Origin of the sequence: Veillonella sp. 27098_8_77, from assembly GCF_041431535.1 — a bacterium.
Taxonomy (GTDB): Bacteria; Bacillota; Negativicutes; order Veillonellales; family Veillonellaceae; genus Veillonella.
The window spans coordinates 221,353-233,928 of the sequence record NZ_JAPVXW010000001.1; the positions used below are offsets into that span (position 1 = coordinate 221,353).

A 12,576-nucleotide genomic window follows, 5' to 3' on the forward strand; every position below is an offset into this window, starting at 1 on the left:
AAGGAGGACTGGCGATGAATCAAGTATATCTAATCTATGGTAATGAACCACAACTCATAGAAGAAGAGAAACAAAAGTTTTTCTTATCTCATAAAAATCTAGATGTGTGCGTATTGCATGATGAAGCAGGTCCTTCCAAAATATCAGAACAATTGATGGAGGATTCCTTATTTGGCGATGCCAAGGTATTTTGTCTTATCAATTTACCTATCTTGAAAAAAGCAGGCCAAAAAGAGAGTCAAGAATGGGATGCACTGGCCGAGTTACTGATGAATTATACCGGTGATAATCCAGTACTTATTATCTATCACGATATGGTGGATAAACGATTAAAACAAAATAAAAAGATATTAGAATCTATTCCTAATAAGGAATGTAAGCGATTAGAAGGTGACGATTTATTGATGTGGATTCGTCAGTATTGCACCTCTAATGGATATACGCTGACGCCTGATGGGCACGACTATCTATCTCATCTATTGGAGTTATGGCAAGATGTGCCGGTTGCGTTTATGCGTACCGAGTTTGATCGATATTTTCTGTTATTAGGGAATCATAAGAAAATAGATAAATCCTTTTTAATGGAACATAGCAGTAATTATGGAGCTAAAAATATCTTTACCTTTAAAGAAGCTTTATTAAAACAAGATGTGAATACCTTATTAGAATTATTTCCGTTTATGTTTAGCTATAAAGAAATCGATCGTGCTATGGGCTATATCGAAGGACAGTTGAGGCTCCAATTATTGGTAAGCGAATGTCGTGCTGCAGGTATGACAGCTAAACAGGTAGAAATTTTTTGTAAAGAAAATGGGGCCTCTTATAAGCCGTACCCTATAAAACTGGCCTATGAAGCTAGTTCTCGTATTTCTATAAAGGCTTTAAAAGCACTCTTAATGGGACTATATGAGGTTATATTAGATAGTCGCACAAGCAAAGGGGATATGTGGCGATTTAGGGATTTATGTTTGACCTATTGCGGATATAAGGGATAAAAATGAAAGTACGTTATCGAGTAGTACCAAAACAGAATAGTAAACCTGCTTTCTATGTGAATTGTGATGATAAACAGGTAACCATACAAGCAGCAGATTCAGCATTTAAAACATTAGTATCATTGCAAGAACGATTAGCTGCTTGGTACAAAGAAAAAAATATTTCCTTTGATACGATTCCTACCAATGCAACTACATCTTGCTGCTTTGCGTGGAAGGTAGATGACGATGATGAAGAATTTGCACCATACTACTATGCCGGTGGTTGTGGTGTAGGTGAATTTATTGAAGATGTTGAAGCACATCGTCAGAAATTAGAGGAAGAAAACATGCCAGAACGGGGAAAATCTTTTGCTGGCAACAATGATGACGAAATTGATTATGCAGATGAAATTGATTATACAGATGAGTTTGTGCCCTTTATGGATGCGGTGGAATTGGACTATTTTAATCCAGACCCCACATCGTATGAGTTTGTAACTACAAGAACTCCATCTGTATCTAGTAGCTCATCATCTACATCTTCAGCTAATAGCGGACATCAACACAAAGGTGGTAAGAAATATCCACAACGCGCGCCTAAGGATGCACCAACTGATGAGGGCATGATTTTAGGCCCTCGCATTGAGGGGATACCATCAAGTATCATGGGAACTACTGAAACACCTAGTGTCATCTTTGAAGGTGTATTTGTGGGCCTAGATAAACGAGATACAAGAACGGGTAAAAGCATTGTTAATGGTAGCATCGTAGATGATACAAACAGTATGAAGTTTATCAAGTTTACGAATAGTCCTGAAGAAGGGGATGTTTTATTAAAACAATTGAAGAAATTGCAAAAGGTGCGCGTTCAAGGTAGTGTCAACTTTGATGATCGATTTGATAAGGACTATATTTTATCTATACGTAGTATCGAAGCTATCGAAGAAGACAATACAAATGAACGGACAGAAGATAGACCAGATTCTCGTGTTGAGCTTCATCTCCATACTAAGATGAGTGATAAAGATGCACTCGTATCGATTAAGGATTTATTTAAAACTGTCAAAAAATGGGGGCATCCTGCGGTCGCTATTACCGACCATGGTGTTGTACAAGCCTTTCCTGAAGCACAAGCACTTGGTAAAGAACTTGGTGTTAAGGTTATTTATGGCGTTGAAGGGTATCTTGTTGATGATGCGGATTTAGAAAAGGAATTATCCTTAGACGTTGTAAAACGAAAAGATGAGGCGCCTCGATATCACATTATTTTGTTAGCTCAAAACATGGTGGGCTTACGTAATCTGTATAAAATGATTTCCATATCCCATTTGGAATACTATAAACGGAGACCTCGTTTGCCTCGTTCTATCATTGAAGAACATCGTGAGGGTATTCTCATAGGGTCTGCCTGTGAAGCAGGTGAATTGATGCAGGCTATTGTTAAAGGTTCCTCCAAAGAAGAGCTATTAACGATTGCATCCTTCTATGATTACCTTGAAATTCAACCACATACCAACAATACATTCTTAATTCGCAAGGGTATCGTGCCAGATGAACAAGCTCTGATCGATATGAATAAGACGGTTATTGAATTGGGCGAAGCTCTCAATAAACGTGTATGTGCTACCTGTGACGTTCATTATTTAACGCCAGAGGAAAAGATATATCGTGAAATCATGTTGACTGCGTGTGGGTTCCCTGATGCGGATGAGCAACCGGATTTACACTTGCGTACAACTGATGAAATGCTGGCATCATTCCCTTATTTAAGTGAAGAGAAGGCCTATGAAGTTGTTGTTACAAATACGCGTGCTATTAACGATAGTATTGAAGATATAAAACCAGTGCCAGATGGTACATATTCACCTAAAATCGAAGGGGCTGATGAAGCTTTCACAGAAATGTGTTATGTAAATGCGAAGAAGATTTATGGTGATCCATTGCCTCGTGTTGTACAGGAACGCCTAGATTATGAACTCGACTGTATCATCAGCAATGGTTATGGCGTGCTTTACTATATCGCTCATAAGCTGGTAAAAAAATCACTAGATGATGGGTACCTCGTAGGTTCTCGTGGTTCTGTAGGTTCGTCCTTTGCTGCTACCATGTCTGAGATTACGGAAGTTAATCCATTGCCACCGCATTATATTTGTCCTGAATGTAAGTGGTCGGAATTTTATGAAAATGGTGAATACGCCGGTGGATTCGATTTACCGCGTCGTGACTGTCCTAATTGCGGTCATCCATTACAAACGAATGGCCATGACATTCCATTTGCTATCTTCCTTGGTTTCGAAGGCGATAAGGTTCCAGATATCGATTTGAATTTCTCTGGTGACTACCAAGCGAAGGCTCATAAGTACACAGAAGAATTGTTCGGTCGTGACAATGTATTTAAGGCTGGTACGATAGGTACTATTGCAGATAAGACTGCTTTTGGTTATGTAAAGAAGTATGCAGAATTAAGAAATATTCAGGCTCGCAGTGGATTCCTTGAACATCTCGCAAAAGGATTTACGAATGTAAAAAATACAACAGGCCAACATCCAGGTGGCATCATGGTTTGTCCTCGTGATATGGACGTGCATCACTTTACGCCGATTCAGCATCCGGCCAACAAAAAAGAGAGTGGCGTATTAACCACTCACTTTGACTATCACTCTATTGAAGGACGTATGACAAAACTCGATATTCTAGGCCATGATGATCCGACGATTATTCGTATGTTGGAGGATTTGACCGGCATTGATGCAAAGACGATTCCTTTTGATGATCCGAGAACGCTAAGTCTATTTTCTTCAACAGAGGGTATCGGATTAACGCCTGAACAATTGCAAGGGGACCAAGTAGCTAGCCTTGCCGTACCGGAATGTGGTACGAAATTTGTACGGGGCATGTTAGAAGATTCTAGACCTCAAACCTTCTCTGATCTTGTTCGTATTTCTGGTTTCTCCCACGGTACGAATGTATGGCTCGATAATGCACAGGAACTCATTAAAAATGGTACTTGTAAATTGAACGAAGCTATTTCTACTCGTGATGACGTAATGAACTTTTTGATTCATCGTGGCATGAATAAGAAAAACAGTTTCTTCGTCATGGAAAATGTTCGTAAAGGGAAGGGCATTGAAAAGAGAAATAAACAAGGGCAAGCAACTACGGAATTTGAAAAAGAAATGCGAGAAAATAATATTCCTGAATGGTTTATTGAGTCTTGTAAAAAGATTTCCTATCTATTCCCGCGTGCCCATGCAGTTGCTTATGTAATGATGGCATTCCGTATTGCGTGGTTTAAGGTATATCATCCGTTGGCATTCTATGCAGCGTATTTCTCAATTCGTGCTAAAGCCTTTGATTTACGGATCATGACCGGTGATTTGAATACACAATTGAAAGAATTTAATCGAATTAAAGCTCTTGACCGTGGTGCCAGCCCTAAGGAAAAGGATTTGATGTCTGCCTTAGAGGTATCCATGGAAATGTATCAACGGGGTTATCGTTTTATTAACGTAGATATTCAACATTCCGGTGCTCGCCGATTTAGCATTAAGGACGGCGCACTATTACCACCATTCTTAGCTATCGATTCACTTGGTGAAACCGTTGCTGATGCAATCGTAGAAGAACGAGAAGCAAAACCATTTACATCGTTAAAAGACTTACAACGTCGTTGTAAGGTATCGGCTACCATCATTGAAACGATGAAAGAACTAAAATGCTGTGGTGATTTGCCAGAAGACGAACAAATGTCGTTATTTGGCTAATTCTTCTGATTTGATTAACATTAAAAGGTGTCATCGTTTGATGACACCTTTTTTTTGAAAGTTTTGCAGTTTAATTATTTTGGCAGATTTTAGTATAAGGATTTATATTTCATCCAGTTAGTTTTAGCCATTTCTTTAAGTTCTGTACCACGTCCATCAAGGATGGCGTTGATCAAGTATTTACTAAAGCCTTTTGCTTGTTGGTATGCAATTTTTGGAGGCATAGCAAGTTCTTGTTTATCTACACGAACGTTGATAATGACAGGACCTTCATTATAGTTCAAGGCTTCTTTAATTTTTTCATCAACCTCGCTAGAGTTTGTAATGCTAATACCTTTGATACCAGCTGCTTCAGCAAGTTTACCAAAGTCAGGATTTACAAAGTCTGTAGCATAATCTAGGTAACCAGATGCTTTCATTTCCATGGCAATGAAGCTAAGTTCTTCATTGTTAAATACGAATACTTTCACAGGAAGATTTAATTGTTTTAATGACAACATTTCGCCCATCATCATGGTGAAACCGCCGTCCCCAGATAGGGAGATAACTTGGCGATTTGGACATGCATTTTGAGCGCCTATTGCGTGCATCATTGCATTGGCCATGGAACCGTGGTTGTAGGAGCCAATGATACGACGTTTGCCATTCGTTTTGATATGGCGTGCAGTCCAGATAACAGGGGTGCCCACATCAAATGTAAAGATGGCATCATCAGCAGCCAATTTATTGAGACGATTTACGAAATATTGAGGGTGAATTGCTACACCATCTGGTTCTGCAACAGCATAGCTGTCTAAATCACTACGGAATTTAGTGTATGCTTTACGAACGGTATCGATGAATTCTATATCATCGCGTTGTGTAAGGTGAGGGAGTAGTTCGTGTAATGTATCTTTCACAGAACCTATGATGCCTTGTGTTAATGGAACGCGTGCACCAAGAGCGGATGGATTAATGTCTACTTGAATTACCTTAGCATTTTCCGGATAGAATGGACGATAAGGGAAATCGGTACCTAACATGATTAGTGTATCGCATTGCTCAATAGCGCGGTAACCGGATGTATAACCAAGCAAACCTGTCATGCCGACATTATAAGGATTATCCCACTCAACCCATTCTTTGCCTCTGAAAGCATGTACAACAGGGGCTTGTAATTTAGTAGCAAGTTCAACCACTTCGTCATGAGCGCCGGCACAACCAGCACCACAGAAAAGTGTAATGCGTTTGCCATTGGTTATATGTTGGACCATTTCAAGAATATCCTCTGATTGAGGAATTACGCGTGGCAATTTAGGCGCATGCCATGTAGGTAATTCATCAATTTCTGTTTCCATAACGGCCACATCACCAGGTAGAACGATTACGGCAACATCGCGATTGCCAACTGCGGCATTCATGGCGCGGAATAGGATTTCAGGCATTTGCTTTGGATTAGAAACGAGTTCACAGAAACAAGAGCACTCTTTAAATAAATTTTCTGGATGTGTTTCTTGGAAATAGTTGAGACCGACTTCGGATTGTGGAATATGAGAGGCAATAGCGAGCACTGGTACACGATTGCGATGACAATCAAATAGACCATTGATCAAATGGAGATTACCAGGGCCAGAGCTACCAGCACATACGGTTAATTTACCTGTTAATAGAGCCTCTGCACCAGCAGCGAAGGCTGCAGATTCTTCGTGGCGCACGTGTTCAAATTGAATTTTCCCATTACGACGTAAACTATCGTTTACCGAGTTTAAACTATCCCCAGTAATACCATAAATTCTTTTGATGCCTGCGTTAGCTAATACTTCTATGAGTACATCTGATATACGTTTTTTTGCCATATTATCACCTCTATATGATAATTAATGTTATTTAAAAATATAATTCATTGTATACTGTAAATAGTAGTATCTTATGATTGCATATTATGTGACTTTTATCACAATATATTGTATACATCACAAAATTAGTTCAATTTCTAAAAGTGCTATATAATTGAGATGGATATTAATAAGTTTTCTCATATACAAATGTATAATCTTGCGAAAGTATCATAAAAGTGGTACTATAAACATATAAATTAATATGATAAGTCTTTGGGGATAGGTGAAATTCCTTACCGGCGGTGATAGTCCGCGAGCCATATGGCATGAATCGGTGTAATTCCGATACCGACAGTAGAGTCTGGATGAGAAAAGACGATACCACATGATTTCATGTGTATGTATGATGCTCCAAGGACTATGTATATAGTCCTTTTTTTATTGAGGTATTATGATGAACGACGAATTATATATGAAACGTGCCATTTGTCTTGCAAAAATGGCAACAGGACATACATCGCCCAATCCTTTGGTTGGTGCCGTCGTAGTAAAAAATAATACAATAGTTGGCGAAGGGTATCACCATAAGGCTGGTGAGGCCCATGCGGAAGTACATGCTTTAGATGCAGCGGGAGATAATGCTAGGGGGGCTACCTTATATGTAACCCTTGAACCTTGTGCTCATTATGGAAAGACCCCGCCATGTGCAAAGCGTGTCGTAGAATCTGGTATTGCTCGCGTTGTGATTGGTAGTACCGATCCAAATCCACTAGTAGCTGGTAAGGGCATTCAAATTCTTACAGAGGCTGGTATAGAGGTAACTACAGATGTATGTGTGGATGAATGTATTCAGTTAAATGAACATTTCTTTACATTTATTCAAACACATAAACCGTTTGTAACCATAAAGAGTGCTATGTCCTTAGATGGTAAAATTGCTACTTTCACGGGTCAATCCCAATGGATTACGAATGAAAGCTCCCGTAAGGATGGGCATGTGCTAAGAGCAATTCATGATGCGATGCTTGTTGGTATTGGTACCATCTTGGCCGATGATCCATTGCTTAATTGTAGACTGACTAGAGATGAATTATATCAAGCTGTTATCGACACAAATGAGGTATCTTTAGAGAATACATTAGAGATACATCAGCCAGATATTGTTATCTTGGATAGTCAAGGGCGTACGCCAACGGATGCAAAGGTATTTACGATTCCCAATCGCAAGGTTATCGTTTATGTAGCGAAGGGTTGTCCAGAGCAGCGTAGAGTTGCTTTGACTAATGCTGGAGCGATTGTAGAGGAACTCCCAACAAAATCGGTGCGTCAAGGACGTACTACTGATGTAGCTATAGATATTAAGAAGATAGACATTCAAGCGTGTTTGGAACATCTTGGAAAGCAAGGATACACATCAGTGCTTGTTGAAGGTGGTTCCACCATCATCAGTTCTTTTGTTGAATCGTTGGCCTTTGATAAAATTGTTACCTATATAGGCAATCTTGTCATAGGTGGAACGAATAGTACATCTGCTGTAGGTGGTATAGGTTTTGCTACATTACATGAGGCGCCTATACTCGAATTTGCTAGTTCACGAATACTAGATAATAATATTCGCATAGAATCCTATCGTGTAGGAAGGGAGGGCTCCTATGTTTACAGGCATCGTTGAAGAAGTTGGCAAAATGGTAAGTGTTAAAAAGGGAGCTCAATCCTTAGTGTTGACGATTGGTGGCCATAAAATTTTTGACGATTTAAAAATTGGTGATTCTGTAGCGGTTAATGGCGTTTGTTTAACAGCAACATCAATTGGTAATCATCAATTTACTGCAGACGTTATGCCGGAGTCAATAAGTATGACGACGTTTACCAATTTAAAGGTAAATCAACCCGTTAATCTCGAACGCGCCATGGCTGCTAATGGAAGATTTGGAGGGCATATCGTAGCTGGTCATGTGGATGGTACAGGTCGTATTGTCAATATGAAACGCACAGATAACGCTATTATTTTCACGATTTCTGCACCAAAGTCGATTATGGATTACGTTATTTATAAAGGCTCTATTACAATCGATGGTATTAGCTTAACGATTATGGAGAGAACGGAATCGACATTTTCCGTATCTATCATTCCACATACATTAAGCGAAACTGTGCTCGGATATGCGTCGATTGGTACAGAGGTAAATTTAGAAACAGATATTACAGGCCGTTATATTCGTCATTTTATGACATTAGATGAGCCTACACATACAAGTAAGTCCAAAAAATCCATAGAATCTCTATTAGTAGAGAACGGATTTATGTAAAAGGAGGAGTTGTCTCCATGAATTATACATTGAATACAATTGAAGAAGTTCTTCAAGATATGAAAGTTGGTAAACCTGTTATTATCGTTGATGATGAAAGTCGCGAAAATGAAGGGGATTTAATCATCGCTGCTGAGTTTGCTACTCAAGAAAACATTAATTTCTTTGTTAAATATGCACGTGGTATCGTATGTACACCGATGAGACGAGAAGCTTTAGAACGTCTCGGCATTCCTGCAATGGTCACGAAGAATACGGATAACCATGAAACAGCGTTTACTGTTACCGTAGACCATGTAGATACAACTACAGGTGTTTCTCCTGCAGAACGGGCCTATACGATTCAAAAATTATTAGATCCAACTGCAAAACCTGCTGATTTCCGTCGACCTGGACACGTATTCCCATTGGTATATAAAGAAGGTGGCGTTCTTGTACGCCAAGGTCATACGGAAGCTTCTGTAGACCTTTGTCGTCTTGCTGGTTTACAAGAAGCTGCTGTTATCTGTGAAATCACTAAAGATGATGGCGATATGGCACGTTTACCAGACTTAATCGAATTTGCTAAGGAACATGATTTAAAAATTGCATCCGTAGCAGAACTCATCGAATATCGTAAACAACATGAAGACATGATTGAATTGGGCGCTTGCTCCAAATTACCAACAAAATTTGGCAATTTCAATATTTTCGTATTTAAAAATGATTTGGATCATAAAGAACATCTTGCAATCGTTAAGGGCGATGTACAAGATTGTGAAGATGTGCTTGTACGCATTCACTCCGAATGTTTAACAGGTGATGTATTTGGTTCTAAACGCTGCGACTGTGGCGAACAATTAGAAAATGCATTACGCTCCATCGAAAAAGAAGGCAAAGGCGTTGTTGTGTATATGCGTCAAGAAGGCCGTGGCATTGGCTTAACAAATAAAATTAAGGCCTATGCATTGCAAGAACAAGGCCTTGATACGGTAGAAGCGAATGAACAATTAGGTTTTCCTGCAGATATGCGCGAGTATTCCTTAGCGGCTCAAATTGTTCGATTCCTAGGTATTAAGAGTATCCGTTTATTGACGAATAACCCTGAAAAACGCCATGGATTAGAACATTGGGGTGTTGATGTACACAAACGTGTACCTCTCATTATTCCTGCCAACAAATTTAATGCAGGCTATTTAAAAACAAAAGAAGAAAAAATGGGTCATATGTTAGAGGACTAATTTTTCTTTACTAACTTAGATATGTAAACTAATCATTCATAGGAGGCTATAACATGATGGTTCAAGAAGGTAATTTGGTTGGTACTGGTAAAAAATTTGCTATTATCGGTTCTCGTTTTAATGAGTTCATTACATCTAAATTAATTGGTGGCGCAGAAGATTGTTTATTGCGTCATGATGTTAAACAAGAAGATATTACAGTCATTTGGGTTCCTGGTGCTTATGAAATTCCTTTGATTGCAAAAAAGGCAGCTTTATCTGGTCGTTATGATGCTGTTATTTGTGTAGGTGCTGTAATTCGTGGGTCTACTACACATTATGACTATGTTTGTAATGAAGTGGCAAAAGGTATTGCTCATGTTTCTTTAGAAACAGGTATCCCTGTTATGTTCGGTGTAGTAACAACTGAAAATATCGAACAAGCTATCGAACGTGCTGGTACAAAAGCGGGTAATAAAGGTTACGATTGCGCTATGGGTGCTATCGAAATGGTTAATCTTATCGATCAAATCTAAATCAACCTTTGAAAACACTCGGTATCGTATGATACTGAGTGTTTTTTATATCGAAAGTTTGTTCTTTTATTTAAAAAATCATCTAAACAAACATATGTTCCTATATAATGGAAAATATACATATATCATGCTATACTATATAGGCACTAAAGAGTGTAATACATAATAATTTGATTATACATAAGGAATGATTGAATGGATTATATAAAACGTTTTACTACCCGTGAAGGGGTTCGTATGTCATTAGCCGTTACGACGGATACGGTAGAGACCGCTCGCGTACATCATGATTTATGGCCGGTCGCAACAGCTGCTCTAGGACGTGTCATGACGGGCGCTCTATTATTGGCTGGTGATTTTAAAAATCATGAAAATGTAAGTCTTCGCATTAAAGGTGATGGCCCGCTCGGTGTTGTACATGTCGATGCATTTTCCGATAATACTGTTCGCGGTTATGTAGATGAGCCACATGTGGATGTGCCATTAAAACGTGCTGGAAAACTCGATGTAGGTGGTGCAGTCGGCCACCATGGGGAAGTACAAGTTACAAGATTCACTAAATTGGCCCAAGATTATACATCTACTAGCCCTATTCAAAGTGGTGAAGTAGCAGAGGATTTAGCGTACTATCTTTATACATCTGAACAGGTGCCATCTACGATTAGCTTAGGCGTTCTCGTAGATCCCGATTATCATACCATTGTAGCTGGTGGTTTTATTGTTCAAGCTTTACCTGATGCTACCGATGCTGCATTGGCTATGGTAGAAAAGAATATCAATGAATTAGGACCTGTTACAGAATATTTAAAAGAACATCCTGATGGTAAGGGCCTTGTTGAAAAAGTGCTAGACGGCCTTACTGTTAATGAAGTTTATAATGAACCAGTATCTTTTAAATGTCGTTGTAGTCGAGATCGATTCGCTGGCGTTCTTATGACATTGCGTGAAGATGATAAGAAATCCCTTTTAGAAGATGAAACAACAGAGCTAGTTTGTCATTACTGTAATGAAAAGTATCATTTCTCTAAAAAAGAACTAGAAGATATGTTTACGCCTAAAGGACCCATTCAATAATAGATCTTTTTCTATAGATTGTTTTATCATTATGTGAGAAAATATAAAAATAGAGTATTTTTAATAGGAGGCAACTATGAGTGCAATCGGTGTAATTGGCGGAACAGGTGTTTATGATCCGTCTATATTTGAAAATATTCATGAAGAATCCTTGATGACTCCTTATGGAGAGATTGATTATGTTCAAGGAACATATAAAGGTAAAACTGTAATTTTTGTGGCTCGTCATGGTAAAGACCATACGATTCCTCCACATAAAATTAATTATCGTGCCAATATTTGGGGCCTAAAAAAGCTAGGTGTTAAATTCATTATTTCTACAACTGCTGTAGGTTCTTTGAATAAGAATTTTGAGCCTGGTCATTTTGTCTTAACAGATCAATTTCTTGATTTTACAAAAAACCGCGTCACTACATTCTATGAAGGTGGCGATCGTCCAGTAGCACATTTAGATGTGACCAATCCATATTGCCCTGAGCTTCGTCAAATCATTGAATCTGTAGGTAAAGAACAAAAGTTATCTATCCATAATGGCGGTACCTATGTATGTACAGAAGGTCCACGTTTTGAAACACCTGCAGAGATTAAAATGTTCCATATGCTTGGTGGTGATACGGTTGGTATGACGAATGTACCAGAGGTTAATCTAGCAAACGAAGCTGAAATGGCGTACACAACAATCTCCATGATTACGAACTACGCTGCTGGCATTTCTGAAAGTGCCCTTACTCACAGCGAAGTTGTGGAAATGATGGGCGAAATGGCATCTCAATTGAAAGCGCTTATCTTAGGCACAATTGAGGCTATTGATATGAATGCAGACTATGCAGCTCATCATCGCATGGCTGAATACGGCGGATTTAAATTATAAGAGATCGTATCCATTTTGATATGACAATG

9 protein-coding genes and 1 riboswitch are annotated in these 12,576 nt (G+C 38.9%); of the genes, 8 read left to right on the forward strand and 1 reads right to left on the reverse strand.

The annotated features are described in order from the left end of the window. Positions 1 to 14 precede the first annotated feature (14 nt). Together holA and O3617_RS01040 are read left to right on the forward strand one after the other, a co-directional pair. The gene (gene holA / locus O3617_RS01035) at positions 15 to 995 is read left to right on the forward strand and encodes a DNA polymerase III subunit delta (RefSeq protein WP_371448129.1); all 981 of its coding nucleotides are present in this window, start codon (positions 15 to 17) and stop codon (positions 993 to 995) included. Positions 996 to 997: 2 nt separating this feature from the next. Next, positions 998 to 4,741: a PolC-type DNA polymerase III gene (locus O3617_RS01040; RefSeq protein ID WP_371448130.1), complete on the forward strand. Its 3,744-nt coding sequence runs from the start codon at positions 998 to 1,000 to the stop codon at positions 4,739 to 4,741. A gap of 89 nt (positions 4,742 to 4,830) precedes the next feature. On the opposite strand, the gene poxB is transcribed toward O3617_RS01040, so the two are convergent. After that, positions 4,831 to 6,576 carry a ubiquinone-dependent pyruvate dehydrogenase gene (gene poxB, locus O3617_RS01045; protein ID WP_371448132.1) on the reverse strand — a complete coding sequence of 582 codons (1,746 nt, stop codon included), beginning with the start codon at positions 6,574 to 6,576 and terminating at the stop codon, positions 4,831 to 4,833. 247 nt (positions 6,577 to 6,823) lie between these two features. Beyond that, positions 6,824 to 6,939, forward strand: a riboswitch (FMN riboswitch). 70 nt (positions 6,940 to 7,009) lie between these two features. Here poxB and ribD point away from each other — a divergent pair. The 6 genes from ribD to mtnP all read left to right on the forward strand — a co-directional run bounded on the left by ribD (position 7,010) and on the right by mtnP (position 12,547). Then, entirely contained in the window at positions 7,010 to 8,230 is a 1,221-nt protein-coding gene (ribD, locus tag O3617_RS01050; protein ID WP_371448133.1) for a bifunctional diaminohydroxyphosphoribosylaminopyrimidine deaminase/5-amino-6-(5-phosphoribosylamino)uracil reductase RibD, read from the forward strand. Continuing rightward, positions 8,211 to 8,867, forward strand: a complete 657-nt coding sequence (locus O3617_RS01055) for a riboflavin synthase (protein WP_371448134.1) — start codon at positions 8,211 to 8,213, stop codon at positions 8,865 to 8,867. The genes ribD and O3617_RS01055 overlap by 20 nt, the downstream gene beginning before the upstream one ends. A gap of 17 nt (positions 8,868 to 8,884) precedes the next feature. Next, positions 8,885 to 10,087 carry a bifunctional 3,4-dihydroxy-2-butanone-4-phosphate synthase/GTP cyclohydrolase II gene (locus tag O3617_RS01060; protein WP_371448135.1) on the forward strand — a complete coding sequence of 401 codons (1,203 nt, stop codon included), beginning with the start codon at positions 8,885 to 8,887 and terminating at the stop codon, positions 10,085 to 10,087. Between the two features lie 53 nt (positions 10,088 to 10,140). Further along, positions 10,141 to 10,602: a 6,7-dimethyl-8-ribityllumazine synthase gene (gene ribE / locus O3617_RS01065; protein ID WP_371448136.1), complete on the forward strand. Its 462-nt coding sequence runs from the start codon at positions 10,141 to 10,143 to the stop codon at positions 10,600 to 10,602. Between the two features lie 195 nt (positions 10,603 to 10,797). Beyond that, complete coding sequence (hslO, locus tag O3617_RS01070; RefSeq protein WP_371448137.1) at positions 10,798 to 11,676, forward strand: Hsp33 family molecular chaperone HslO; 879 nt, start codon at positions 10,798 to 10,800, stop codon at positions 11,674 to 11,676. A 76-nt stretch (positions 11,677 to 11,752) separates the two neighbouring features. After that, positions 11,753 to 12,547: an S-methyl-5'-thioadenosine phosphorylase gene (gene mtnP / locus O3617_RS01075; RefSeq protein WP_371448139.1), complete on the forward strand. Its 795-nt coding sequence runs from the start codon at positions 11,753 to 11,755 to the stop codon at positions 12,545 to 12,547. Positions 12,548 to 12,576 lie beyond the last annotated feature (29 nt).

What these genes read in the sequence shown, in the direction of transcription:
- holA (WP_371448129.1), top strand. Translation starts at nt 15, where the DNA reads ATGAATCAAGTATATCTAATCTATGGTAATGAACCACAACTCATAGAA.
- O3617_RS01040 (WP_371448130.1), top strand. Translation starts at nt 998, where the DNA reads ATGAAAGTACGTTATCGAGTAGTACCAAAACAGAATAGTAAACCTGCT.
- poxB (WP_371448132.1), bottom strand. Translation starts at nt 6,576, where the DNA reads ATGGCAAAAAAACGTATATCAGATGTACTCATAGAAGTATTAGCTAAC.
- ribD (WP_371448133.1), top strand. Translation starts at nt 7,010, where the DNA reads ATGATGAACGACGAATTATATATGAAACGTGCCATTTGTCTTGCAAAA.
- O3617_RS01055 (WP_371448134.1), top strand. Translation starts at nt 8,211, where the DNA reads ATGTTTACAGGCATCGTTGAAGAAGTTGGCAAAATGGTAAGTGTTAAA.
- O3617_RS01060 (WP_371448135.1), top strand. Translation starts at nt 8,885, where the DNA reads ATGAATTATACATTGAATACAATTGAAGAAGTTCTTCAAGATATGAAA.
- ribE (WP_371448136.1), top strand. Translation starts at nt 10,141, where the DNA reads ATGATGGTTCAAGAAGGTAATTTGGTTGGTACTGGTAAAAAATTTGCT.
- hslO (WP_371448137.1), top strand. Translation starts at nt 10,798, where the DNA reads ATGGATTATATAAAACGTTTTACTACCCGTGAAGGGGTTCGTATGTCA.
- mtnP (WP_371448139.1), top strand. Translation starts at nt 11,753, where the DNA reads ATGAGTGCAATCGGTGTAATTGGCGGAACAGGTGTTTATGATCCGTCT.